Source organism: Rhodococcus sp. SJ-3 (assembly GCF_051918125.1).
Taxonomy (GTDB): domain Bacteria; phylum Actinomycetota; class Actinomycetes; order Mycobacteriales; family Mycobacteriaceae; genus Rhodococcus.
Genome location: NZ_CM123306.1, coordinates 2,289,478 through 2,314,630 on the forward strand (window position 1 = coordinate 2,289,478; position 25,153 = coordinate 2,314,630).

Annotated in this window: 24 protein-coding genes; 11 read left to right on the forward strand and 13 right to left on the reverse strand. The window is 65.4% G+C overall.

Annotated elements, in window-relative coordinates; translation table 11 throughout:
• Positions 1 to 9 precede the first annotated feature (9 nt).
• The gene (locus tag ACTDXD_RS10545) at positions 10 to 1,146 is read right to left on the reverse strand and encodes an acyl-CoA dehydrogenase family protein (RefSeq protein ID WP_440126981.1); all 1,137 of its coding nucleotides are present in this window, start codon (positions 1,144 to 1,146) and stop codon (positions 10 to 12) included.
• 10 nt (positions 1,147 to 1,156) lie between these two features.
• Positions 1,157 to 2,326: an acyl-CoA dehydrogenase family protein gene (locus ACTDXD_RS10550; protein WP_440126982.1), complete on the reverse strand. Its 1,170-nt coding sequence runs from the start codon at positions 2,324 to 2,326 to the stop codon at positions 1,157 to 1,159.
• A 122-nt stretch (positions 2,327 to 2,448) separates the two neighbouring features.
• On the opposite strand from ACTDXD_RS10550, the gene ACTDXD_RS10555 reads away from it, so the two are divergent.
• The gene (locus ACTDXD_RS10555) at positions 2,449 to 3,081 is read left to right on the forward strand and encodes a TetR/AcrR family transcriptional regulator (RefSeq protein ID WP_440126983.1); all 633 of its coding nucleotides are present in this window, start codon (positions 2,449 to 2,451) and stop codon (positions 3,079 to 3,081) included.
• A gap of 12 nt (positions 3,082 to 3,093) precedes the next feature.
• Here ACTDXD_RS10555 and ACTDXD_RS10560 read toward each other — a convergent pair whose 3' ends face one another.
• On the reverse strand, positions 3,094 to 3,570 hold the full coding sequence (locus tag ACTDXD_RS10560) for a nitroreductase family deazaflavin-dependent oxidoreductase (RefSeq protein WP_440126984.1): 477 nt from the start codon (positions 3,568 to 3,570) through the stop codon (positions 3,094 to 3,096).
• Between the two features lie 93 nt (positions 3,571 to 3,663).
• Between ACTDXD_RS10560 and ACTDXD_RS10565 the strand changes: the two genes are divergently transcribed.
• From ACTDXD_RS10565 to ACTDXD_RS10580, 4 genes are all read left to right on the forward strand, one after another.
• Entirely contained in the window at positions 3,664 to 4,920 is a 1,257-nt protein-coding gene (locus tag ACTDXD_RS10565) for a glycosyltransferase 87 family protein (protein ID WP_440126985.1), read from the forward strand.
• Positions 4,917 to 5,711: an LLM class F420-dependent oxidoreductase gene (locus ACTDXD_RS10570; protein ID WP_440126986.1), complete on the forward strand. Its 795-nt coding sequence runs from the start codon at positions 4,917 to 4,919 to the stop codon at positions 5,709 to 5,711. The genes ACTDXD_RS10565 and ACTDXD_RS10570 overlap by 4 nt, the downstream gene beginning before the upstream one ends.
• A 106-nt stretch (positions 5,712 to 5,817) precedes the next feature.
• On the forward strand, positions 5,818 to 7,002 hold the full coding sequence (locus tag ACTDXD_RS10575) for an alpha/beta fold hydrolase (RefSeq protein WP_440126987.1): 1,185 nt from the start codon (positions 5,818 to 5,820) through the stop codon (positions 7,000 to 7,002).
• A 101-nt stretch (positions 7,003 to 7,103) separates the two neighbouring features.
• Complete coding sequence (locus tag ACTDXD_RS10580) at positions 7,104 to 9,185, forward strand: PhoX family protein (protein ID WP_440126988.1); 2,082 nt, start codon at positions 7,104 to 7,106, stop codon at positions 9,183 to 9,185.
• 85 nt (positions 9,186 to 9,270) lie between these two features.
• Here the strand turns inward: ACTDXD_RS10580 and ggh are convergent, their stop codons facing one another.
• Positions 9,271 to 10,608, reverse strand: coding sequence for a glucosylglycerate hydrolase (gene ggh, locus ACTDXD_RS10585; protein ID WP_440126989.1), 1,338 nt, complete (start codon positions 10,606 to 10,608; stop codon positions 9,271 to 9,273).
• Positions 10,609 to 10,670: 62 nt separating this feature from the next.
• On the opposite strand from ggh, the gene ACTDXD_RS10590 reads away from it, so the two are divergent.
• The gene (locus ACTDXD_RS10590; protein WP_440126990.1) at positions 10,671 to 11,567 is read left to right on the forward strand and encodes a spermidine synthase; all 897 of its coding nucleotides are present in this window, start codon (positions 10,671 to 10,673) and stop codon (positions 11,565 to 11,567) included.
• A 14-nt stretch (positions 11,568 to 11,581) separates the two neighbouring features.
• On the forward strand, positions 11,582 to 12,607 hold the full coding sequence (locus ACTDXD_RS10595; RefSeq protein WP_440126991.1) for a pirin family protein: 1,026 nt from the start codon (positions 11,582 to 11,584) through the stop codon (positions 12,605 to 12,607).
• Between the two features lie 10 nt (positions 12,608 to 12,617).
• Here the strand turns inward: ACTDXD_RS10595 and ACTDXD_RS10600 are convergent, their stop codons facing one another.
• A complete protein-coding gene (locus tag ACTDXD_RS10600; RefSeq protein WP_440126992.1) occupies positions 12,618 to 14,051 on the reverse strand; it encodes a flavin-containing monooxygenase in 1,434 nt (477 codons plus the stop codon).
• A gap of 7 nt (positions 14,052 to 14,058) precedes the next feature.
• Entirely contained in the window at positions 14,059 to 15,069 is a 1,011-nt protein-coding gene (locus ACTDXD_RS10605) for a PHP domain-containing protein (protein WP_440126993.1), read from the reverse strand.
• A 51-nt stretch (positions 15,070 to 15,120) separates the two neighbouring features.
• On the opposite strand from ACTDXD_RS10605, the gene ACTDXD_RS10610 reads away from it, so the two are divergent.
• Both ACTDXD_RS10610 and ACTDXD_RS10615 read left to right on the forward strand, forming a co-directional pair.
• Positions 15,121 to 15,771 (forward strand): SanA/YdcF family protein, encoded by a 651-nt coding sequence (locus ACTDXD_RS10610; RefSeq protein WP_440126994.1) that lies wholly within the window; start codon positions 15,121 to 15,123, stop codon positions 15,769 to 15,771.
• A gap of 24 nt (positions 15,772 to 15,795) precedes the next feature.
• Positions 15,796 to 16,482: an SDR family oxidoreductase gene (locus tag ACTDXD_RS10615; RefSeq protein ID WP_440126995.1), complete on the forward strand. Its 687-nt coding sequence runs from the start codon at positions 15,796 to 15,798 to the stop codon at positions 16,480 to 16,482.
• Between the two features lie 8 nt (positions 16,483 to 16,490).
• On the opposite strand, the gene ACTDXD_RS10620 is transcribed toward ACTDXD_RS10615, so the two are convergent.
• Genes ACTDXD_RS10620 through ACTDXD_RS10630 form a run of 3 tightly spaced genes read right to left on the reverse strand, consistent with a single transcriptional unit; the run spans position 16,491 to position 18,942 of the window.
• Complete coding sequence (locus ACTDXD_RS10620; RefSeq protein WP_440126996.1) at positions 16,491 to 17,543, reverse strand: DUF6777 domain-containing protein; 1,053 nt, start codon at positions 17,541 to 17,543, stop codon at positions 16,491 to 16,493.
• Between the two features lie 38 nt (positions 17,544 to 17,581).
• Positions 17,582 to 18,559 (reverse strand): alpha/beta fold hydrolase, encoded by a 978-nt coding sequence (locus ACTDXD_RS10625; RefSeq protein ID WP_440126997.1) that lies wholly within the window; start codon positions 18,557 to 18,559, stop codon positions 17,582 to 17,584.
• Positions 18,559 to 18,942: a nuclear transport factor 2 family protein gene (locus ACTDXD_RS10630; RefSeq protein ID WP_440126998.1), complete on the reverse strand. Its 384-nt coding sequence runs from the start codon at positions 18,940 to 18,942 to the stop codon at positions 18,559 to 18,561. Before ACTDXD_RS10630 ends, ACTDXD_RS10625 begins: the two co-directional genes overlap by 1 nt.
• Before the next feature lie 124 nt (positions 18,943 to 19,066).
• Between ACTDXD_RS10630 and ACTDXD_RS10635 the strand changes: the two genes are divergently transcribed.
• Positions 19,067 to 19,873, forward strand: a complete 807-nt coding sequence (locus ACTDXD_RS10635) for a lysophospholipase (protein WP_440126999.1) — start codon at positions 19,067 to 19,069, stop codon at positions 19,871 to 19,873.
• 4 nt (positions 19,874 to 19,877) lie between these two features.
• Here the strand turns inward: ACTDXD_RS10635 and ACTDXD_RS10640 are convergent, their stop codons facing one another.
• The 3 genes from ACTDXD_RS10640 to ACTDXD_RS10650 form a co-directional block, all read right to left on the reverse strand.
• A complete protein-coding gene (locus ACTDXD_RS10640) occupies positions 19,878 to 20,294 on the reverse strand; it encodes a VOC family protein (protein ID WP_440127000.1) in 417 nt (138 codons plus the stop codon).
• A gap of 98 nt (positions 20,295 to 20,392) precedes the next feature.
• A complete protein-coding gene (locus ACTDXD_RS10645) occupies positions 20,393 to 21,115 on the reverse strand; it encodes a hypothetical protein (protein WP_440127001.1) in 723 nt (240 codons plus the stop codon).
• Positions 21,116 to 21,198: 83 nt separating this feature from the next.
• A complete protein-coding gene (locus tag ACTDXD_RS10650) occupies positions 21,199 to 21,558 on the reverse strand; it encodes an Rv2640c family ArsR-like transcriptional regulator (protein ID WP_440127002.1) in 360 nt (119 codons plus the stop codon).
• Positions 21,559 to 21,654: 96 nt separating this feature from the next.
• Here ACTDXD_RS10650 and ACTDXD_RS10655 point away from each other — a divergent pair, with 96 nt between their 5' ends.
• The gene (locus ACTDXD_RS10655) at positions 21,655 to 22,143 is read left to right on the forward strand and encodes an ArsI/CadI family heavy metal resistance metalloenzyme (RefSeq protein WP_440127003.1); all 489 of its coding nucleotides are present in this window, start codon (positions 21,655 to 21,657) and stop codon (positions 22,141 to 22,143) included.
• Between the two features lie 128 nt (positions 22,144 to 22,271).
• Here the strand turns inward: ACTDXD_RS10655 and leuS are convergent, their stop codons facing one another.
• On the reverse strand, positions 22,272 to 25,130 hold the full coding sequence (gene leuS / locus ACTDXD_RS10660; protein ID WP_440127004.1) for a leucine--tRNA ligase: 2,859 nt from the start codon (positions 25,128 to 25,130) through the stop codon (positions 22,272 to 22,274).
• Positions 25,131 to 25,153 lie beyond the last annotated feature (23 nt).

Consider the following 25,153-nt stretch of genomic DNA (forward strand, 5'->3'; position numbering starts at 1 on the left):
CCGTCCCACTCACATTCCGGTGATCTCGACCCGTTCGTAGTCGCCGACGCCGGCGGCGAGGACGCGCAGATGGTCGTCCATCGTGCCGAGGGTGTGTTCGATCGCAGTGAGCCTGCTCAGGTAGTGCCCGATCGAGTGTTCGGCCGTCACGCCGATACCACCGTGCATCTGGACGGCATCCTGCCCGACCTTACGGGCCGACCGGCCGACCTGCAGTTTCGCACGCGAAGCAATCACCGGATCGACGATGCCGTCTGCCAGCGCCATGGTCGCGTACAGGCTCATGCTCGCCGCCAGTTCGTACTGCACGTACATGTCGGCGGCGCGGTGTGTCAGGGCCTGGAATGTCGCGAGCGGCACACCGAACTGCTTGCGCTGCTTCAGGTAGTCGGCGGTGGAGTACACCGCACGCTCGAGTGCACCGGTCGCCTCGGCGCACAGCACCGCTTGCGCCCTGACCTGTGCCGCGACGATCGCGGCCGATGCGTCGCCTGCTTCACCGAGGGGGACGGCCGCGACACCGTCGAGCACGAACTGCGCACCGCGGCGCTCGTCGTTCGTTCGGTACGACGTGCGGGTGAGCCCTTCGGCTTCGGCGGAGACGACGAACAGACCCGTCCCACCGTCGGGCAGCTGCGCCGAGACGATCAGCGTTTCGGCGCAATCACCGTGGAGCACAGGGTTCTTGCGTCCGGTGAGAGACCACTGTTCACCGTCGGCCACAGCGGTGGTGGTGACGGACGTGGACGGCCAACGGGTTCCGGGCTCGTCGTGCGCGAACGCCATCAACAGCGTTCCTTCGGACAGGCGCGGAAGGAAGTCGCCCCGCTGGTCGTCGCTTCCGACCTCCGCGACGAGCCCGCCGGGCAGGTACACGGCAGCGAGCACCGGTTCGGGAGCCAGGGCCGCGCCGAGTTCGGTCGCGACGGCCATCACCTCGACGGGCCCGGCACCCATCCCCCCGTGCTTCTCGGGGAACGGCAGGCCGAGCACACCGAGTTCGGCAAGCTGTTGCCACAATTCGCGGCTCCAGCCGAGATCGTCTTCTGCCACGCGGTTGCGGGTCTCCACGTCGTACGTGTCGGCGAGCAGGTCACGGACGGTCTTGCGGAGCAGATCCTGTTCGGTATCGAGATCGAAGTTCATGTCCTTGGCCTCACAGTCCGAGAATCGAGGAAGCAATGATCGAACGCTGCACTTCGCTCGACCCGCCGTAGATGGTCACCTTGCGGTTGTTGAGGTAGGTCCCTGTGGTGAGCTGCGCCCACTCCGGCGAATCGATGTCGTCGGAATCGGTGGGGAGCGAATCCGGACCGGCGATGTCGACGAGGAGTTCGGTGGCGGCCTGCTGAAGTTCCGAACCACGCATCTTGAGCAGCGAGGATGCGGGATTCGGCTTACCGTCGGACGAGCTGGCGACGACCCGCAGCTGAGTCAGCTCGAGAGCGATCAGCTCGTTCTCGAGTTCGGCGAGGCGGGCGGCGAACAGGGGGTCATCGAGGAGCGTGCTCTCGCCGAGCCGGGTTTGCGCGGCGAAACTCTTGGCACGCGCCAACTTGACCTTGGTGGCTCCGACACGAGTGATGCCGATACGTTCGTTGCCGAGCAGGAACTTCGCGTACGTCCAGCCCGCATTCTCCTCACCGACGAGGTTCTCGGCGGGCACTCGCACGTCCTCGAAGAAGACCTCGTTGACCTCGTAGCTGCCGTCGATCAATTTGATCGGTCGCACGGTGATGCCGGGGGTCGACATGTCGATCAGGAGCATCGAGATGCCCGCCTGTTTCTTGACGTCGGGGTTGGTGCGGACCAGGCAGAAGATCCAGTCGGCGTGCTGCCCCAGCGTCGTCCAGGTCTTCTGACCGTTGACGATGTAGTCGGCACCGTCGCGCACCGCACGGGTCTTGAGCGAGGCGAGGTCGGAACCGGCCTCCGGCTCGGAGAATCCCTGACACCACCAGATGTCGAGGTTCGCCGTCGCCGGAAGGAAGCGCTCCTTCATCTCCTGCGACGCGAACTGCGCAAGCACTGGGCCGATCATGGAGGCGTTGAACGGAAGCGGCTCGGGAACCGACGCGAGCTGCATCTCGGTGAGCCAGATGTTCCGCTGCACCGGGGTCCAGTCCTTGCCGCCCCACTCGACGGGCCAGTTCGGGACCGCCAGGCCGTGCGCGTTCAGGATCTGCTGACTCCGGACGAACTCGTCCTTGCCCAGAGATTTACCGGCCGCGACCTTCTCTCGCAGCTCGGCGGGGAATTCCGTGGTGTAGAAGGTGCGCAGTTCATCGCGGAACGCACGCTCGTCGTCGGTGAGCTTCAGATTCATGGTGGCCCTCTGTCACGGTTGTGCCGGTAGGGAGACCAGCGCGAACGCTGGTTGTCGGGTACCTTCGAACGGTAACCTGACACTGTAAGGTTGTCCAGTACGGCGGCCGGAAGGAGACGCGCATGGCGCGGCCACGCACCCCGATCCTGAGCCGGGAACTCATCCGCGACACCACGTTGCGTCTCGTCGACGAACACGGACTCGACAGTCTGTCGATGCGCAAGATCGCCACCGAACTCGGCGTGCGCGCCCCCTCCCTGTACAGCCACTACGCCAACAAGGACGAACTACTCGACGACATCGCGAGCACCATCGCCGTAAGTGTCGACGTGAGCGGCTTCGCGAGCGACGACTGGCAGGGCGCCCTCCGCACCTGGGCGACTTCCTATCGCGATGCCCTTGCCGCCCACCCCAACATGGTTCCTTTTCTTGCGTACGGCCCGAGCGACCGCCCCGTCGCCCTCGACCGCGCCGACGCCGTTCACGGCGGACTCACGCGCGCGGGCTGGCCACCGCGGACCGCAACGATGATCGGGGCATCGATCAAATACATCGTCGTCGGTTCGGCGATCACCTCGTTCGCCGGCGGATTCATCGACGACATCGACACCTACAACGAACGCTATCCGCATCTGTCGCAGGCGCATCGGCTCCGCGAGTACGCCGCCGAAATCGACCAGGACAGCTTCGAACTGGTACTCGAAACCTTCCTGTCGGGACTCACCCTGCAGTACGCAGCACTCGACACCCGGTGATCCGGCCGGGAGTCACACCCGCCGCAATCGGACGAACCGGATCCGGCGCCCCGCCTCACGGAAGTCGTCGTCGCTGCCGTCGACCTCGAATCCCATCGTCGCGGACAACCTCGTCGCGATACGTCGGTGCTTGTCCGCATAGTGCACGAAGAATTCCGCGCCTTCGTCGGGCTCGAGTAATTCGGCAGTGACCGCGACCCGCTCGCGTCCCGACTCGACCCGCACATGCGGATCGGCGCGCAGATTGCGGTACCAGTCCGACTCCGCTCCGAAACCGACCGCGACGACGAATCCGTCTCGAGTGTTGTCGTGGTTGACGACCTCGAGCACGACGTACCGGTGCTTCCCGGTCTTGCGGCCCTTGTGCTCGAGAAGCAGAAAACGGCGGCCGAGCACAAAACCGAGGTGCCAGCGATACAACAGAATCGGCAACCGGAAGAGCCGACGTCGGATACCGCTCGGAGGTGTTGCGGGTTCCGTCTCACGCATGCGTCCAACATGCACCTTTCGCACCCCTGTTGTCGACACGCCGACCCGCGCCCTACGGGTGAAGCGCCACCATCACGCATAGCTTCCATAGGCATGCAGCACAGCGGTGCGCCACGTCGAGCACGCAACCACCCTTCGTGGTGGCTTGTCGCGCTCGGCCTCGCCGCTGCCGCCGCGTTCGTAGCGCATGATCGGCTACTCGGCTTCGACACCTTCTACGGGCTGTTCGGCAACACCGTCGACGCCGAGGTCTACCGGTACGGCGGCACAACCGTCCGGACGTCCGAGCCGCTGTACGACTTCGTCCTGCACGACGCGCTCCCGTTCACGTATCCGCCGTTCGCGGCCCTGACTTTCCTGCCGCTGTCGGTCCTGTCGATCCACGGCACGGAACTCGCGCTCAACCTGGCCAATCTCGTGCTCGTGTATCTCGCGGTGTGGTTGTGCTGGCGGCAACTCGGCTACCGGGATTCTGCGCGCACCAGGCTGATCAGTATCTTTCTCGCGGTTCTGTTCACGTGGATCGAACCCGTCCGCATGACGATCTGGCTCGGACAGGTCAATCTCATCCTGCTGGTTCTGGTGCTGTGGGACCTCGGGAGGCCCGAACGCTCCCGGCTACGGGGGATCGGGGTCGGGATCGCGGCGGGCCTGAAGCTCACCCCGCTGTTCTTCATCGCCTATCTCGCCGCTTTGCGACAGTGGCGCGCCGCGGTCGTGGCCACCGCGACGTTCGTCGCGACCGTGCTCCTCGGCTTCGTCGTGATCTTCTCGGACTCCTGGCGATTCTGGACCAGCACCATCATCCGGTCGGAGCGGATCGGGCTGATCTCTTCACCCGCGAACCAGTCGATCCGCGGGATCCTCGCCCGCACCCTGCACACCGAAGATCCCCCCATGTGGTTGTGGCTGCTGTGCGCCGGGGCGGTCGGAGTCCTCGGGTTGTGGGCGGCATACCTCGCGCATCGCAACGGCAAACGCCTCCTGAGCCTGACCGTCGCAGGACTCACCGCCCCGATGGTGGCGCCGTTCTCGTGGGGACACCATTGGGTGTGGGTGATCCCGCTGCTCGTCCTGTGCCTGGATCAGGCACTGCGCTGGCGGCGATGGTGGGGATACCTTCTGCCGTTCGCCGCGGCCGTGCCGCTGCTCGCCTGGTACCGGTCGTATCCCGACGGTGTCGTGGCGATCGGGATATTCATGACGCCCGGCTCACCCGTGGTGCAAAGCCTACTCCAAGCCACGTACCCGATCGTCTACACGGTGCTGCTCGTCGTCGTACTCGCGACGAACCGTCCCACCGGAATCACGCTGCGTCGTGAAGCCGATCCGCCTACCGTGGACGCATGACACGCCCCATTCGCATCGGTCTCCAACTCCAGCCCCAACACCAGCCGGATTACCGAGTCATCCGCGACACCGTGCTCCGCGCTGAGGACGCAGGCGCCGACATCGTCTTCAACTGGGATCACTTCTATCCACTCACCGGCGATCCCGACGGCGCCCACTTCGAATGCTGGACCATGCTCGGCGCGTGGGCCGAGCAGACCGAACGTGTCGAGATCGGTGCGCTCGTCACCGGTGGCGGCTATCGCAACCCCGAGCTGCTCGCCGACATGGCCCGCACCGTCGACCACATCAGCGGTGGTCGTCTGATCCTCGGCATCGGCTCCGGCTGGTTCGAGAAGGACTACGACGAATACGGCTACGAGTTCGGCACCAAGGGGTCGCGCCTCGACCTGCTCGCCGAAAATCTGCCGCGCATCACCTCCCGGCTCGGCAAGCTCAACCCACAGCCCACCCGGCACATTCCGCTGCTCATCGGTGGTGGCGGACCGAAGAAGACGCTGCCCCTGGTCGCGAAATACGCCGATATCTGGCACAGCTTCGGCAAATTCGACACCCACACCGAGAAGGCGAAGATCCTCGAAGCCCGATGCGCGGATGTCGGCCGATCGCCTTCGGAGATCGAACGGTCGGCGCCATGGCCGGGGCTCGAACACGCCGCGGCATACGCCGACGCGGGCATCACGTTGTTCACCGTGGGTGTCGGAGGCCCTGACTACGACCTGACCCAGCTGGTCGAAGCAATCGAGTGGCGCGACGAGAATTCACCGCCCCCGGTGGCAGGACTGGCGTAATCGGACGGCGTGGCACTTGCGACAGCTCGCCGAGCCGAGACGCTGAGGCGCGCCGACGCCGCGCCGCTTCGCAGCATCGTCGATACGTCTCTACGATCGAAAGTGCATGCCCGATGTACCAACGCTTCCACCGTGCACCGCCGGCGACTGGGACGACGCTCGCCGGAGGCGGCGCCTGCGTGACAGCCGCACCGGCCACAGTTGGGTTCGATTCGGCAGGCTGCGCCGCTTCGTCGCCCGCACTGCGATCGCGATCGTGCCGTTCGTTGCGCTCTACACGCAGTACTGGCATTTCGACGTTGCGCCGATGCGCGAGCAACTCGCCGACACGCAGCCGCGCATCCATCAGGTCTACGAGGCCCGCGACCGGGGTGACCGCGACACCGCCGTGGTGGACCTCGTCGGCCTCGGCAATCTCGACGCCACGGACACCGCATCCCACCTGCCCGCCCTGAGTGGCCTCGGCGAAGTGTGGGCTGTCGAGTACGACAACAGCGGTCTCGACACCGCCGTCGTGAGCCGTCTCGTGGCAGCACGCGCCGAGACCCTCGGAATCGACTCGGTGATCCTCACCGGCCACAGCATGGGTGGCATCATCGCGCTCGAGGTCGCGCAGCACCTGTATCAGGACACGCCTCTCGACGTCCTCGGGGTGATCCTCGACTGCACACCGATAGATCTGCACGCCGTACGTGCCGACAGTCGCGATGCGGGGGAGGACCTGCTGCGCTGGATCGGTTGGATACCCGGAGCCCGTGAGAGCCGAATCATGCGGATGACCGTCGAGATCGCGGCACGCCAGCACCGGTTCGTGCTTCCGTCGGATCGTTGGTACAGGCGCATCGACGGTTCCGAACTCGTCGACGTCGTCGAGGAGGTGCTGAACGACAAGATTCTGTCGACCGACGCCGCGAGCAACGGTCTGATCGAATCCCAGTTCCAGGCGATCGTCGCCTCCGGCGCTTCCGACAGTCTGCGTGCACTCGCCGCCGAACAGGACGACAAGGTGCGGCCTGCAATCGTGTTCGTGCGGCCACGGAATGCGTCGAACGATCATGTGGTGGACGTCGAGTACACGCAGCAGGCCCTCGTCGACCACTCCGGCGGAGTCGACGGCACACTGCTCGTCGCGAAGCTCGATCACACCGGGCACGCCAACCCGATCCAGGCGCCCGAGGCCTACAACGACGCGATCACCAAGCGGATCGAACCGTTCATCGACCTGCGACCCGGCGAGAACGACGAGGACGACACAGGGAGCGTGCCCTCATTCGAGCCGGCCGGTCCGTGATCTTCGAACACTCACCCTGCGTTCACCTTCTCGTTGCCTTCGACACGCTTCCGGCTTCTACGGTCCCTCGGTTGTACCTAGAAGATGAGGGAGACAGCCCCGTGGCCCGCAAAGATTTACCTCTGATCGTCATGCACGACGGCAAGTCGTCGCGTTCGAACATCACCTGCAAGTACAAGTGCGGCGACGCGTGCTCGCACAACGTGCCCAACACCTCCGGCGGCGCCTACTTCGGAGACCTCGTGCGTCACGCGGTGTCTCGGCGCGGCGTGCTGCGCGGCGGCGCGATGGCCGTGCTCGCCGTGGGCGCCGGAGGCGCGCTCGTCGCATGCTCCGACGATTCCGCTGCCGCGCCCGCCGAGGGCGGCACCCAGGGTGCCGCCGATCTCGGCCCCAGCCCCGCCGGCACCGACTTCGTCGCCGTCGCTCCCAACACCGACGATGCGGTGACCGTGCCCGAGGGCTACGAGCAGGAAGTCGTGATCCGCTGGGGCGACAAGGTCCTCCCGGACGCCCCCGACTTCGATATCGACAACCAGACTGCAGCAGCGCAGGAGAAACAGTTCGGATTCAACAACGATTTCGCCGGCCTGCTGCCCGTCGACGGTGTCCCGAACACGTACCTGCTCGTCGTCAACCACGAATACAGCACCGAGCCGTTCATGTTCGCCGGGTACGACGAGGAGAACCCGACCGAGGAGCAGGTCCGCATCGGCATCGCGAACCACGGGATGTCGGTCGTCCAGGTCAAGGGCGAGTCCGGATCCGGGCGTCTCACACCGGAGTTCGGAGAGTACAACCGGCGCATCACCGGCACCACCGAGTTCCTGGTCACAGGCCCGGCAGCGGGCAGCGACCTGCTGAAGACCACCGCCGACCCCACCGGTAGGCGGGTGGCCGGAACACTCAACAACTGTGCGGGTGGCGTCACCCCGTGGGGTACCGTGCTTTCCGGCGAGGAGAACTTCAACCAGTACTTCGCGAACGCCGAGACGGTCACCGATCCCGCCGGCGCCGAACGCCTCGCCCGGTACGGACTCGAAGGTGGCGCCTCCGGCCGCAAATGGGAGCGCTTCGACCGCCGCTTCGATATTGCAGCAGAACCCAACGAGGTCAACCGGTTCGGCTGGGTCGTCGAAATCGATCCCTTCGACGCCACGTCGACGCCTGTCAAGCACACAGCGCTCGGCCGCTTCAAGCACGAAGCAGCCAACATCCACGTCACCGGTGACGGAACGGTCGTCGCGTACAGCGGCGACGACGAGCGCTTCGACTACATGTACAAGTTCGTCTCGTCCCGCAAGATGCAGGATGGAAACTCCCGCGCCGCAACGGCTCACAACATGACACTGCTCGACGCGGGCACGCTGTACGTCGCGGTGCTCGAGGGCGACAACCCGGATGCCGTCGACGGCTCGGGAGATCTGCCCGAGAGCGGCGCATTCACAGGTACCGGAACGTGGATTCCCTTGCTGCGCGCGAACGAGGACGGCACGAGCGAATCCCTCGTCGACGGGATGAGTGCCGAAGAAGTCGCGGTGTTCACCCGCTTGGCGGGCGACAAGGCCGGCGCCACCAAGATGGACCGGCCCGAGGACTTCGAGGCCAACCCCGTCACCGGCAAGGTCTACGTCGCGCTGACCAACAACACCAAGCGCGGCGTCGACGGTGGCGCTGCCGCCGACGAAGCCAACCCGCGCAACAACAACAAGAACGGTCAGGTGCTCGAGATCGACGACGACCACGCCGGTACGTCGTTCACGTGGAATCTCCTGTTGGTGTGCGGCGACCCTTCCGCCGCCGACACCTACTTCGGTGGATTCGACAAATCCCAGGTCAGTCCGATTTCGTGTCCCGACAACCTCGCGTTCGATCCACACGGCAACCTGTGGATCTCCACCGACGGAAACGCACTCGGTTCCAACGACGGACTGTTCGCCGTGGTCCTCGATGGACCGCGCCGCGGTGAGACGAAGCAGTTCCTCACCGTGCCGGTCGGTGCCGAGACATGCGGACCGATCATTCAGGACGGCCGCGTCGTGGTGTGTGTCCAGCATCCCGGCGAGACCGACGACGCATCGTGGGACAGCCCGGGGTCGCACTGGCCCGACGGCGGTGACTCGCAACCGCGCCCGTCGGTGGTCGCGGCATGGAAGAGTGGCGGAGGCCGGATCGGCGTCTGATTGCCCTACCGCGAATGGCCGAACGTCACCTTCATGCAGTTCAATCGACCAAGGGTGACATTCGGCCATGAAGGCCGGGGCGCAGCTAGCCCAACCAGTCGAGAACTGCTGCAGCGGTCCAGGATTGCTGCATGCTACCCAGAGGTTCGCCGGTGAACGGCTCGTAGTACTCGGCGAACGAGCCGCCACTGGCCTGCCGCAGCCCCTCTGCTCGCAGGGTGTTCGCGCGTTCGATCCAGCCGCGGCGCGCGAACACCCACGAGAACAACCACGTCATGACGGGCCACACCGGGCCCCGCCAGTACTCCCGCGACCGGAAGTCCAGTGACACCGGCGACGTGGACGGTGGCACCGCGTAGCGCAGGTCGGGGTGGCCGCAGAACTTCGGGCCTTCGAAGGTGCGCAGCAACGACCGCTCGACCGGCCGCTCCAGCCCTCCGCTGATCAGCGGCGCGAACATCGCGAGGGTGTCTGTGGCCACCCACTTCCCGGTTCTGAGGTCGAAGTCCTTCGCTGCGCCCGTCCGCGCATCGGCCGAGTCGACGATGCCGCGGCGGAACCGGTCGGCCCACCCGCGCAGTTCCCGTACGTCGGCGTGGGGGCGCGACTCTTCCTCACCGATCTCGGCGAGTACCTCGCACGACAACGCGAACACGGCACTGACGAAGACGTCCTCCACTGCGAAACCCATTGTCTCGGCGAGCACGTCGTCCTCGTACCGCGCGGCCTTCATCTCCTCGAGCAGATACAGGTAGCGGGTGTACTCCACATCGCTGGGTCGCTCACCCGGATCGGCGACATGAGCGAGGTCCTCGCGACGGAATTCGGGGACGGCATCGACGACGACATTCGCGTAGGCGGCGTCCCACCGCGGCGAATTGTCCATACCAGACTCCCATCCGTGGAAGATCGCAATACGTCCGTTGCCACCGATGTCCCGGGCCTCCGCCAGCCAGCGATGCCAGCGCATCAGATCGGGCCAGCGCCGATCCAGGAACGCATCGGCGACCGCGCGGGTGCTGCGACCGTGTCGACGAGCGTGGTCGAGGATGCGCTGGACAGCGATCGCGTGCACCGGCGGCTGAGTGATCCCGGAGGTCTGTACCCCTTTCGGTGCGTGGGCCGCGAGCCGGTTGCATTCCCACCGCGACGGCCCGGGAAAGTATCCGTCGACACCGCCCGCGAACACGATGTGCGGGATCATGCCGTTCGACCATTGCGCCGACAGGAGAGTGTCGAGCTCGACTACGGCGCGCTCCACACTCAGCGGAGCCAGTCCGATCGACACGAACGCCGCGTCCCAGCTCCACATGTGCGGGTACAGCTTGGGCGCAGCGCTGGTCATGGTGCCCAGGTCGTTGCCGCGAAGTAGATATGCAGCGCGTGCGGCGAGCTGGGTGGGGGTGAATCCGCGGTCCGGCATCGTCCCATTCTCCGGCTTTCGGTCGAATACGCACCTCGGGCGTCTCGTACTAGGCTCGTCACATGGGCAGACGCAGGGCTGGCCGGGCCAAGCCGACTGTGTCGAGCCATGTACCGGTCGCAGGGTTGTACGACACCGATACGGGTACGTGTGAGCTGATCAAGGACCCGTACCGCGACTCGGGATGGATTCTCGAGGTCAACGGCGTGCCGAGTTCCCACATCGACCCGGACGATCCGACACTTCTCGAGTTCGAGTACATGCGCTGGATCACGATGCTGGTACACAGTCACTTCTCACGCGACACCCGGCTGCGTGTCCTGCACCTCGGCGGCGGTGCGTGCACCATGGCGCGGTACCTCGCCGCGACGTATCCCGAGGCCCGGCAGGTCGTCGTCGAGATCGACGGGCGTCTCGCCGAGCTGGTGCGCGAGTGGTTCGATCTACCTCGCGCACCGCTGCTTCGGATCCGGGTGGGCGAGGCCCGGTCGGTTCTCACCTCGCTCACCGACGCAACGCGGGATGTCATCGTCCGCGATGTGTTCGCGATCGACCGGACACCGGTGGCGCTGACGACCGTCGAGTTCACGCGACAGGCGAGACGCGTCCTGGCGCCCGGTGGTCTCTACGTCGTGAACTGCGGCGATACCCGCGACCTGACCACCGCCCGACGCGAGGCCGCGACCATCGGATCGGTGTTCGAGCACACCGCGATGATCGCGGATCCGGCAATGCTCAAAGGCCGGCGCTACGGCAATCTCATCATCGCGGGCAGCGACCGGCCGCTCGGAGAGTCCGACGCCCTGATTCGCGACCTGCTCGGTGGTGCCGTGCCCGCACAGATCAAACACACGGAGCAAACACGCACGTTCGCGGCGGGCTCGAAGGTCCTCGACGACAGCGAGGCACCCCGGCGGTCCGGGCCTGCACCTCGGCCGGGAACACCCGGTCACTCGTAGTTGTTGAAGCCTGCATGACTTCGACACATTCGCCCGTACTGCAGGTTTTCGAACTGGGTTCACCCTGGCAGACGATCGACCCGTTCCTGTTCGTCGCCCACCACGTCGATGCGTATCCCGCGGGCAATGCGGATCTCGGACCGGATGCATCGCTCGACGGGCGTCCGCTCGGGCAGGATTTCGGGAACCCTTCGGGATGGAACATGTACCACGGCACCACCGTCCCCGGATTCCCCGGCCATCCGCATCGCGGGTTCGAAACAGTCACGTTCGTGCGCTCGGGTTTCATCGACCACTCCGACTCCGTCGGTGCATCCGCCCGATTCGGCGGCGGCGACACCCAATGGCTCACCGCCGGACACGGCGTCGTGCACAGCGAGATGTTTCCGCTGTTGAATCAAGAGGACGACAATCCGCTCGAGCTGTTCCAGATCTGGCTCAATCTGCCCGCCGAGTCGAAGACCGCCGACCCGCACTTCGCGATGCTGTGGAACGAGGACACACCGACGGTGACATTCACCGACGATACCGATCGGACCGTTGCCGTCCGAGTCCTCGCAGGAAAGCTGGACGACGCGACCGCTCCGGCTCCGCCGCCGCACTCGTGGGCGTCACGCCCCGACACCGACGTGGCGATCTGGAACATCGACCTGACACCCGGCTCGCAGTGGACACTACCTGCTGCAGCAGGTTCGGGGACCCGACGTGTTCTGTACGTATACAACGGATCTCCAGTGCAGCTCGGTGATCGCCAGGTGAGCGCAGGGCACGGTGCCGTCGTCGATGCCTCCGTACCCCTCGTGCTCGCCGCAGGCGAGGGCCCCACCCAGATCCTCATGCTGCAGGGACGTCCGATCGGGGAACCTGTCGCGTCGTACGGTCCGTTCGTGCTCAACGACGAGGCAGGCATTCAGCAGGCGTTCGACGACTACCGCCGCACCGGGTTCGGCGGTTGGCCGTGGGAGAGCGACAGCCCCGTCCACGCGGCCGACGCCGGACGCTTCGCGAAGTATCCCGACGGCACCGTCGAGAAGCGGTGACGGTACCGGTTCAGGCGAAATCCATCGACTCGTCGATCCGGCCGAATCGCATCGCGGGGAGATCGAGCAGATAATTCTGTCGCATCAACCACGGGCTACGTGAACCCTGTTTCGGCAGAATACTTTCCGAACGGGTGACGTAGCCCGACGTCAAACCGAGCAGCGGCCGAGGCGAGGCGTCGTGATGCGATTCGGGGCGCGCAACGCGATACCCGCTCGACCGCATGTGATTGAGCAGACGGCACACGTACAGCGATGCGAGGTCAGCGCGCAGCGTCCACGACGCGTTCGTGTAGCCCAGACACAGCGCGAGGTTGGGTACACCGCTGAGCATCATCCCGCGATAGGTGTAGTGGTCGGCGAGATCCACCTTCCGGTCGTCGATCGTGAAGTCGAGACCGCCGGCCGGGACGAGGCGCAGCCCGGTCGCGGTCACGAGGATGTCGGCATCGAGATGGTCGCCCGACTTCAGCTGCACACCCTTCTCGGTGACCGTGTCGATGTGGTCTGTCACGATGTCCGCAGCACCCGAGTTGAGGGCCTTGAACAGATCTGCGTCGGGGACGAGGCACATGCGCTGATCCCACGGCCGATAACTCGGGGTGAAGTGCGGTTCCACCGCCGAACCGTCGCGCAGGTGACGCTGCGCAAGCCGGCGCAGCACCGGTTTCGCCACTCCGGGAAGACGCTGGCACAGTTGGTAGAAACCGAGATTGGTCACCGTATTCTTCGCGCGGATGACCCGATGGGATATCTTGTCGGGCAGGTATTTCCGAATGCGTCTCGCGATCGGATCGCGCGACGGCAACGACATCACGTACGACGGCGAGCGCTGCAGCATCGTCACGTGCTCGGCTCTGTCCGCGAGCGAGGGCACAAGCGTCATCGCGGTTGCGCCGCTGCCGATCACCACGACCTTCTTGCCCTCGTAGTCGAGATCATCGGGCCAGAACTGGGGATGCACGAGGGTTCCGGCGAAATCACCGATGCCGGGAATGTCGGGCAGATAACCGGATTCGTAGCTGTAGTACCCACTGCACAAATACAGGAAAGCGCAGCTCAGTTCGATCTCCGCACCCGCCGACTCCACTCGAACCGTCCAGCGCGCGGCGGCGGTCGACCATGACGCAGAGACGACGCGATGCCCGAATCGGATCTTGTCGTCGATACCGTACTCGGCGGCGGTGTCGCGCACGTACTGCAGAATGCTCGCGCCGTCGGCGATCGACTTCTCTCCGCGCCACGGACGGAACGGGAATCCGAGCGTGTACATATCGCTGTCGGACCGAATCCCCGGGTACCGAAACAGATCCCAGGTGCCGCCGATACTCTCGCGCGCCTCGAGGATCGCGTAGGTGCGGTCGGGACACTGCGTCTGCAGCCGGTATCCGGCACCGATGCCGGACAGTCCTGCGCCGACGACAAGCACATCGAGATATTCCACGCCGCTCCTACCGTCTCGTCCACGTCAACAGATCATCCATCGGCCACGCATTGATCACGTCATCGGGTTCGACACCGCGCTCGGCCGCTCGTTCGCAACCGAAACCGAGCCAATCGAGCTGCCCGGGAGCGTGCGCATCGGTGTCGATCGAGAACAGGCACCCGATATCCAGAGCAAGATCGATCAGCCTCGACGGTGGATCACGACGCTCGGGGCGCGAATTGATCTCCACCGCCGTGTCGTAGTCACGGCACGCCGTGAACACCGCTTCCGCGTCGAACGTCGACTCCGGGCGCTGCCCGCGACCGCCCGTGACGAGCCGGCCCGTGCAGTGCCCGAGGACGTCCACATTCGGATTCTGCACGGCTCGCAACATCCGCTTGGTCATCGTCGACCGGTCGTCTCGCAGCTTCGAGTGCACGCTCGCGACCACGATGTCGAGTTCGGCGAGGAGTCCTTCATCCTGGTCCAGCGACCCGTCGTCGAGGATGTCCACCTCGATACCCGTGAGGATCCTGGTGCCCTCGGCGTTCTCGTTCAGTTTCGCGACGACGGCCAGCTGTGTGTGCAGCCGCTCGGCGCTGAGCCCGTTCGCGACCGTCAAACGCGGGGAGTGGTCGGTCAGGGCCATGTACTCGTGGCCGATCATCGTCGTTGCGGTCCGCTGCATCTCGTCGATGGGGCTACCGCCGTCAGACCAGTCGGAATGCGTATGCAGATCGCCCTTCAACGCGTCGTGGAGTTCTCGCCCGCCGATGCCGATCGGTTCGGCGTCGTCGCGCACACTTCGCAGGTATTCGGGTACACCGTCGAACGCCTCCCGAATCACGGTGGCCGTCTTCGGACCGATGCCGGCGAGTTCGGTCCAATCGTCGGCGCGGCGATGCTTCTGCCGTGCGACGTCGGACAGTCCCGCAACCACGTCGGCCGCGTTCCGATATGCCTGCACGCGATAGGTCGACGCGTGCTGACGCTCGAGCCAGAACGCGACCTCGCGAAGAGCGGCCACCGGGTCCATTACCCCATTGTGGACGTGTCCGCACAGGTTGCGCTCCGTAATGTGGGTTGCATGTCGAGACGTCGCACAGTGCTGCTTTCCGGATGCGTCGCGACCGTGTCGGCATTGCTGTGGGTGTCGTCGCAGGTCGCGTCCTCTGCTCGCGGCAGGATGTACAGCCTCACCGACGCACCACCGGCCGCCGTGGTCATCGTGCCCGGCGCGCGGGTACGAGACGGCAAACCTGGCGGATTCTTACGCGGACGTCTCGATGTCGCGGTGTCGCTCGTCCGGGACGGACGCGCCCGGGCAGTTCTTGTCTCCGGTGACGCCGCGGGACGCTCCGGCGACGAGATCACCGCGATGATCGACTACCTCACCTCACACGGCGTGGATCGCAACCGCATCGTCGCCGACCCGTACGGCCTCGACACCTTCGACACTGCGCAGCGGGCCGTGCGCACATTCGGGGTACGAGAGGCGAACATCGCTACGCAACGGTTCCATGTGGCGCGCGCTGTCGCATTGTGCCTGCGCGCGGGCATCGACGCGACCGGCGTCGTAGCGGACGGGCAGGTGCGGTACCGGTCGCAGGTGCGTAGTCACCTGCGTGAATGGGTTCTGTCGCGCCCGAAAGCGTTCCTGGAGCTCCGCTTTCCCCGCGACCCGGCGATATCGACGCCTCCCGACGACACACTCGCCGAGATTCTCGCTGCCCACTGAAGTCGCCCGTCCTAGTGTGATCGGATGCGACCTTCAGCTCTCATCACCGGAGCGAGCCGCGGCCTCGGCGCCGCGATCGCCCGCGAACTCGCTCCCACCCACAACCTCCTCCTCGGCGGCCGCAGGCCCGATTCACTCACCGCGATCACCGACGAACTCCCCGGCGCCACTCCGTGGCCCGTCGACCTGCTCGATCACGACGCACTGACTGCTGCGACGGCCGGGATCGAGCGGCTTGACGTCCTCGTCCACAATGCGGGCGCGGCCGAACTCGGAACCATCGCCGACAGTTCGGTCGAACAGTGGCGACACATGATGGACGCGAACCTTCTCTCCGTGGTCGCACTGACTCGACTGCTGCTCCCGGCATTGCGGTCCGCACACGGGCATGTCGTACTGATCAATTCGGGAGCCGGTATCCGTGCGAACCCCGGGTGGGGCGCGTATGCCGCGAGCAAGTTCGCGCTGCGTGCCTTCGGTGACGCGCTTCGTCTCGAAGAACCTGCGTTGCGGGTGACGTCGGTGCACCCGGGTCGCATCGACACCGACATGCAACGTGCCATCGTGGCGAGCGAGGGGAACGACTACGAGCCTTCGCGGTTCCTGAAGGCATCGACGGTGGCGCGTGCCGTCCGAAACGCCATCGATACTCCCGCCGATGCGCATCCGGCCGAGATCATCCTGCGGCCGTGGTCGCCGCCCGAGTCCTGAGCACGCACTCAGAACGGTAAGGGAATGACCACCGGAGGTGCGCCCGGAACATTGATCCGGATCTGCGGCGGCGGCGGTGGAGCCGGCGCGGGTGCGGGTGCGGGTGGCGGCGGGATCTGCGGCGCAGGTTCGGGTGCCGGGGGCGGGGGAGGTGGCGGCTCGGGCGCCGGAGGGGGCGGTGGCGGTGGCGCTTGCGGCGGAGGTACTGCCTCTGCCTGAGGTCTCGGCACCGGGACCGGTGCAGGGGCCGGGTTCTGCTCGACGGCATCGGGGGTCTGCGGAGACTCCGGTGCCTCGGAAGGCGCCGGTGGCGGCGCACTCGGAGCGAGCGGGCCCGCACCGATCGGCACCGCAAGCAGGTCACCGGTCGTAATGTCGACGACCTTCAACTCATTCACCGCATCCGCTGCCGCCTGGACGACGAGCAGTCGTTCGGGATCGAACCCCGTCCACTGGGTGCCTTCGATGTCGGTGTCACTCGCGAGTACGGGTGGAGACAGTGGGTTTCCGCGTGCGCATCGCACGCGCGGCATTCCGTGGTCGTCGACGAGCACGACGGTCCCCGTTTCCAGTACCGCTTGGACGGGGCGTGCCGTGCCGTCCATGTAGTCGTAGCGGGTGACGCGGGTATCCGCGCGGAGCAGCACCGGGGTCAGGGCGCTCGTGTACTCGAGGATGTCGTCGGCGCCGACCTTGGCCTTCCAGGCGGCAGCCTTGGCCGAATCGCTGGTAAGGGTCGCGACCAGTTCGTTCCGGTCGCACAGTTCCCGGTCGAGACTTCCCCCGTAGAGCGCGACGCGGTCGCCTGCGACCGCGGGCGTTCCGTCGTGTGATACCGGATCTCCGGACTCTGCGAGCGCGTCGTCCGGCGGTGGCGGGACCGCCACAGGAACCTGGGCCGGAAGCAGAAGTCCGGTCCAGGGGTGGTCGCTCTGCGCGGTCGCGATGTCGAGTCGCACGGGATCCGGAGAACCGGAACCGCCGGACGAACACGCACCTGCCACGAGCGCGGTCAGGGCGAGCACCAGTCCGCATCCGCGTACTGCGGTGTCGGGGGCCACGTTCGTCAGCCTAGGTCGACGAGACCGGCCGCGCCGGGTTATTCGGATCGTTCGCGCGGATACAAATCCGCAAGGAAACCGAGCAACAGGTCGTCGACCTCGCGCCGGCGCTCCATTTGCACGAAATGTCCGGCACCGTCGAGCAGATGGATCCCGCGGAGGTCTGGCACGGTCTGCCGCATGCGGTCGAGCGCATGCGGCCCCGACATCGTGATCACGGGGTCCGATGCCCCGGCGACGAACAATGTCGGCACCGTGAGGTGCGCACCGTCGTATTGTGCGGATGCCTCCCAGTTCGCGTCGTAGGCGCGGTACCACGAGAGCCCACCGCCGAAACCGCTACGGGAGAACTCGCTCGCGTAATGCTCGAGTTCCGCTTCGCTGAGCCAGTCCCATGGAAGCTCCGGCGCCGCGGGCAGCACGTCGAGGTATCCGCGCCCCTCCGAGGGATGGTCCCAGACGTCGAGGTACCGATATGCACCCGACAGTGCGAAGAACAGACGCTGAAGAAACTCCGCAGCGTGCGGATCCAGTTCGGCCTCGGCGACACCATGCTGCTGAAAGTAGTGCAGGTGCAGAAAGTGCTTGCGCGCCATCGCCGCGTACAACTCGGTAGGGCGCGAAGGCAGGCGATCCGGCGCGTACGGCACCGAGAGCAGAACCAGCCCGGCTACCCGCCCCGGGTGCCGCAGTGCTGTCGTCCATGCTGCGGGCGCACCGAAGTCGTGTCCGACGAATACGGCTCGTTCGATGCCGAGTGCATCGAGGAGCCTCGTCAACCGATCCGCGACCGCGACGTTGGTGTAGTCCTCGACGGACTCCGGGCGGTCGGTACCTCCGTAACCCGGCATGTCGGGAGCGACCGCGCGGTAGCCCGCCGCGGAAAGTGTCTCCACCTGATGCCGGTAGCTGTAGCCGAGGCCGGGGAATCCGTGGCACAGCACGACCGTGGGTCCTCTGCCCTCGTCGTGGATGTTCCACGTGAAACCATCGATTTCGACCGAGCGGACAGGCATCAGGTCGCGGGCACCGTCTGCATGTCGTCCTGACTCCAATACGCCCTCATGCCGGTGATCTTCGCGTCGTCGTCGAAGGTCATGACGTCGACGACCTCCATCACCATGTCCTGCTCACCCAGGTGCGTGACCAGGCGGAAGAGGAAAGCGGCATTGTTCTCGGCGATCTTGAGGGTGAGCACTTCACCGGTTTGGTCCAGCGGTTCGATCACGCTGTAGAACTCGCGGATCTCCGTTTCCGTGGTGCGTGCGGGAGTGCCGACGGGATCTTCGACGGTCGCACCCGGCGCGTAGAGCGCGAGGACATCGTCGACGGTGCCCTTCGCCACTGCGCGGACGTAGTCCTCGACGGTGTCGCGGATTGCTTCACGAGACGGTGCCATGATGCCCCTTCGATGTTAGAACGTGTTCTATTTTTCAGAGTAGTGCACGATCGCATCCTCGGCCAGGGGCCGAACATGCAATCCTGTGCGCAACATTCATTCCCACCGACAGGAATGCCATCGCATGAGCGCAGACATCGCCTTCACCCTCACCGGGCACACGACCACGCTCGCCGCACGACGCTGGGAACCGGAGTCACCCCGCTACATCGCGCTGCTGTGCCACGGCTACGGAGAACACTCGGGCCGATACCACTACGTCGCGACGCGCTTGATCGCCGACGGCGCCGCCGTGTACGCGGTCGACCACATCGGGCACGGCCTCAGCGACGGCGAACGGGTACTCGTCGAGAACTTCGAGGACGTCGTCCATGACTTCCGCCTTCTCGATCTCACCGCACGACGCGAACATCCAGACCTCCCCGTCGTTCTCATCGGCCATTCGATGGGCGGGATGATCGCCGCGCGCTACGCCCAACTCCACGGCGACGAACTCGCCGCGGTCGTCCTCTCCGGCCCGGTGCTCGGCACGTGGGCGGTCATCGACACACTTCTCGCCGCAGACGAGATCCCCGACGCCCCTGTCGATCCGTCGACCCTGTCGCGCGACCCGGAGGTGGGTCGCGCCTATGTCGACGATCCGCTCGTGTGGCACGGTCCGTTCAAGCGACGCACTCTCGAAGCGCTGAAGGACTGTCTCGGCACCATCATTGCGGCAGGTGCCGTCGACACCGTGCCGGTGCTCTGGCTGCACGGCAGCGACGACGCACTGGTCCCGGTGGACGGCACCGCCACCGGCTGGGCGACATTCTCCGGCCGCGGTTCGTCATCGAAGCAGTATCCCGGGGCACGACACGAAATCTTCAACGAGACGAACCGCGACGAGGTGCTCGACGACGTCCTGGATTTCGTGCACGAGCAGCTTCGATAGTGCGCTATCCGCCCGAACCGTATGGCCGGGTGATGATTTCGAGATAGTGACCTGACGGATCGAGGAAGTAGGTTCCGCGTCCGCCGTCGTTGTGGTTGATCCCGTGCGCGGATTGCTGGGGATCGGCCCAGTGTTCGAGCTTCTGCTCGAGGATGCGCCCGTGGATCCGGTCGAAATCCTCCTCCGACACCAGGAACGCGTAGTGCTGGGGCGAGAACTCGACGTGAGGCGGCGGCTCGGCGAAGTCGAGGGTGACGCCGTTGGCGAGCTGGACGGCCAGGAATCGACCGGCCGGGACCGGATCGGGCAGACCGAACAGAGTCGTCAGGAAATACGCCGAGTGCTGTTTGTCTCTGGCAGCGATGATTGTGTGATCGAGAGAGATGGTCAAGAGGAATCCCTTGGGGTTCGACGCCTCCATGCCTGACGCAGTCCGTCATCGACACGCGACGCTGTTTCCAGAATTACCATCTCCGGGTGGAGTTGTCGATACCGCTCGTCGCGCCCGTTCCGCACTGCTCAAGCTCCGGCGATCTTACCGATCTGCCTTTCCGCCAGGTCGACGACCAACTGATCATCGACGGGCCCGGTCGCGTTGATCTGGAAGTAGACACCGTCGACCGTTCCGGCGACGACGGTGGTGGACTCTGCTGCCCCGCCCTGGTCCGCCTCCGCCCGAGCCGCCGTGAGACTCTCGGCACCTTCCACATCGAGTTCCAAAGTGGAGACGCGGTAGGTGACGGATGCTTCGGCGTCACCGGATGAACTCGTCCGGGTGAAACTTGCGCACTCGTCGAGGTTCTCGACCACCCGACTACCGGTGTCACCGGTGGTGACCATGACGGTGACAGAACTGTCGGTTCCCTGGCTGCCGTCGGACGCATATTCCGAGACAGCCGTGCCTGCACGATCCCGGTTCAGTCTCAGCACGGTATCCACCGCGGTGGGCACGAGTGCGCCACACGATTCGGGATCGGTGACCGTGCTGCCGCTGATCTCCTCGAACATCGCGATCACCTCGTCGTTGCTCACCTCACCCATATCCGAGTCGAGCGTGTCGGCCACATCAGTGTGGATGTATCCCGCCGGGGCATCGACGTCGGAAAGAACCACCTCCGACGGTACGACTGCGACCGCTGGAGTGGACACCGCGTCGGTCTCGGTACTGCCGGAATCGGTGCCGCAGGAGGTCAGGGCACACATGGCGAGACACACGAAACCGGCGGCCAGGGGCTTGTTCACAGTGCGAAAGTTACTTTCTCCTAAGGGGAACCGAGATACTCGGCTGTACAACTCCATCAACCAAGCTATCAAGACCCGGTCGTTCAACGACAGCAGTTCGGATCCAGCACCACACGCAGAGCGTCGAGGGACTCGCCACGGGGACGGTGGAAGACGTTCATCCCGCGTCGTTCGGAGTCGACCATTCCGGCCTTGCGGAGTTGCCCGAGGTGGTGACTGACGGTGGATTCGGTGAGGTCGACACCGGCTGCGAGATCACACGTGCACATCTCGCCGCCATCGGCGGTGAGCAGGATCGACATGAGCGTGATGCGTACCGGATCAGCGAGGGCCTTGAGACGCAACGCAAGTTCGAGAGCAGCGTCCTCGCTCATCGGCGCGGCCGATACCGGTGCGCAGCAGATCGGTGCACTGACGTCGATGACGGGCAAGGCTTTGGGCATGAGTTGAGACTATCCGCCTACTTGACATATGTCGAAAAGGTGGCGCACTCTGTAGCCGACCAGTATTTCGACATATGTCACACAAGTGGAGCCACCATGTCACGCGCACAACTTGCCCTCAACGTCGACGACCTGATCGAGGCGGTCACGTTCTACTCGAAGCTGTTCGGAGTCGAACCTGCCAAGCTCGAGCCCGGCTACGCGAACTTCGCAATCGCCGAGCCGCCACTCAAGCTGGTCCTGCTCGAGAATCCCGGCAAGGGCGGGACGATCAACCACCTCGGCGTGGAGGTCGACTCCAGTGAGAAGGTCCACAGCGAGATCGCCCGCCTATCCGAGGAAGGGCTGTTCACCGAGGAGGAAATCGGCACCACCTGTTGTTTCGCGACCCAGGACAAGGTATGGGTCACCGGCCCGGCCGGGGAGAAGTGGGAGGTCTACACCGTCCTCGCCGGTTCGGACACCTTCGGCTCGAGCCCGCAGCACCTGGACAGAACCCCCGGCTCCGTGAGCGACGTGTGCTGCGGCAGCGCTGCTCCGGCCGGGGAGACGAAGTCGGCCCCAGCCGGAATATCCTGCTGCTGAACAGTTTCGGAGTTGCGATTGCGACCGAGGGTGATCACGTACTCGCAGTCGGTCTTCGCTCGGATGACGCAGCCGGGTTCACATGTGCGGCGGCTGCGCTGTCCCTGCGCCCTACTCGACTCCACGCCCTACTTGACGATGTTGACCATCTTCCCTGGCACCACGATCACCTTGCGCGGCGCAGCGCCGCCGAGCAACTCCACGATCTTCGCCTCGGCCAGTGCCGCCGCCTCGATCGCATCCGCCTTTGCGTCAGCGGGAACAGTGATCCGGCTACGAACCTTGCCGTTGACCTGGATCGGGTACTCGACGGTGTCCTCGACCAGCCACTTCTCATCAGCGATCGGGAAAGGCCCGTGCGCAAGCGGTTCGGAGTGCCCGAGCCGCGACCACAGCTCCTCGGCAAGGTGCGGCGCGACCGGAGCCGTCATCAGTACCAGTGGCTCGACCGCGGTACGCGGAGCACCCGAAGGATATTGCTTGGTCAGGTGGTTCGTGTACTCGATCAGCTTCGCGATCGCGGTGTTGTCGCGCAGATGGGCATAATCATCGGTCACACCTGCGACGGCCTTGTTCAGCGCGCGCAGCGTGTCCTCGCCCGGCTCGTCTTCGGTGACCCGGACAGCGCCACTCTCCTCGTCGACGACGAGGCGCCACGCACGCTGCAGGAACCGTGACGCACCCACGACATCCTTCGTCGCCCACGGACGCGACTGATCGAGCGGCCCCATCGACATTTCGTACACACGCAGGGTGTCTGCACCGTAGTCGTTGCAGATCTCGTCGGGCGCAACAGAATTCTTGAGTGACTTGCCCATCTTGCCGTATTCGCGGGCAACCTCCTGCTCGCCGTCAGGACCCGGCCAGAAGAACTTGCCGTCGCGCTCGACCACCTCTTCGGCAGGAACATACACGCCACGCGAATCGGTGTACGCGTAAGCCTGGATGTAGCCCTGGTTGAACAAGCGGCGGTAGGGCTCCGACGACGTGACGTAACCGAGGTCGAAGAGCACCTTGTGCCAGAAACGCGAGTAGAGCAGGTGGAGCACCGCGTGCTCGACACCGCCGACATACAGGTCGACGCCGCCCGGGTCGTTCGGACCGTGCAGTTCGGGACGCGGACCCGTCCAGTACGCCTCGTTCTCCTTGGCGCAGAACTCTTCCGAATTCGTCGGGTCGATGTAGCGCAGCTGGTACCACGAGCTACCCGCCCACTGCGGCATCACGTTGGTGTCGCGAGTGTAGTGCCGCAGCCCGTCGCCGAGGTCGAGTTCGGTGTTCACCCAGTCGGAGGCCTTCGCGAGCGGAGGCGACGGCTCGGAGTCGGCGTCATCCGGATCGAACGACACCGGAGCGTAGTCCTCGACCTCCGGAAGTTCCACGGGCAGCATCGAATCGGGCAATGCATGAGCTTCACCCTGGTCGTCGTACACGATCGGGAACGGCTCGCCCCAATAGCGCTGCCGGGCGAAGAGCCAGTCGCGCAGCTTGTACTGCACAGTGCCGGTGCCGGTGCCGTCTTCCTCGAGCTTCGCGATGATGGTTTTCTTCGCGTCGGCGATGTCCAGTCCGTCGAGCAGCCCGGAGTTCACGAGTGTGCCCTCGCCGGTGTAGGCCTCGGCTCCGACGTCGCCACCGGAGATGACCTCCCGGATGGGCAGTCCGAACGCGGTCGCGAATTCCCAGTCGCGCTGGTCGTGACCGGGAACGGCCATGATCGCGCCGGTGCCGTAACCGGTGAGTACGTAGTCGGCGATGAAGATCGGGAGCTTCTCACCATTGACGGGGTTCACGGCGTACGCGCCGAGGAACACACCGGTCTTCTCCTTCGACTCCTGCCGCTCCAGATCGGATTTCGCGGCGATCGCGGCGCGGTAGGCAGCAACGGCGTCGGCCGGGGAGGCAGCGCCACCCGTCCACCGCACGTCGACGCCGACCGGCCACGCCGATCCGACGATCGCGTCGACGAGTTCATGCTCGGGAGCGAGGGTGACGTAGCTGGCGCCGAAGAGCGTGTCGGGTCGGGTCGTGAAGACCTCGACCGCGGCGTTCGTACCGTCGACCGCGAACGCCACCTGGGCGCCGTGCGAGCGGCCGATCCAGTTGCGCTGCATGGACTTGACCTTGTCGGGCCAGTCCAGGTGCTCGAGGTCGTCGATGAGGCGGTCGGAGTATGCGGTGATTCGCATCATCCACTGGCGCAAGTTCTTCCGGAAGACGGGGAAGTTACCGCGCTCCGAACGACCGTCGGCCGTGACCTCTTCGTTGGCCAGGACGGTACCCAGGCCGGGGCACCAGTTGACGAGCGAATTCGACTGGTAGACGAGGCGGTACGAGTCGAGGACCGCGCCACGCTCGCTCGACGACAGCGATGCCCAGTCACGTCCGTCGTCGAGGGTGCGCGTGCCATCGGCGAATTCGGCCTCGAGCTCGCTGATCCGGCGCGCCTTACCGGCTGCGGCGTCGTACCACGCGTTGTAGATCGTCAAGAAGATCCACTGGGTCCAGTGGTAGAAGTCGACGTCGGTGGTCGCGACCGAGCGTCGGTCGTCGTGACCGAGCCCCAGACGGCCGAGCTGCCGCTTCATGTTGACGATGTTGGCGTCGGTCGTGGTGCGGGGGTGGGTGCCCGTCTGCACCGCGTACTGCTCGGCGGGCAGACCGAAAGCGTCGTAGCCGAGCGTGTGCAGCACGTTGCGTCCCTGCATCCGGTGGAACCGGGCGTAGACGTCGGTCGCGATGTAGCCGAGGGGGTGCCCGACGTGCAGACCCGAGCCCGATGGGTACGGGAACATGTCCTGCACGAACAACTTGTCGGCGGGCACGTCACCGGCGAGATCACCCACCGGGTTCGGTGCGTGGAAGGTGCCGCGCTCGCGCCACAGCTCCTGCCAGCGCTGCTCGATCTGCCCCGCGAGTTCGGCGGTGTACCGGTGCTGGGGGGTGGCGTCGGACGACGATGGAGAGGACTGAGGGGGACGGGTCACGGTGATCGCTATCTACTCGGCCG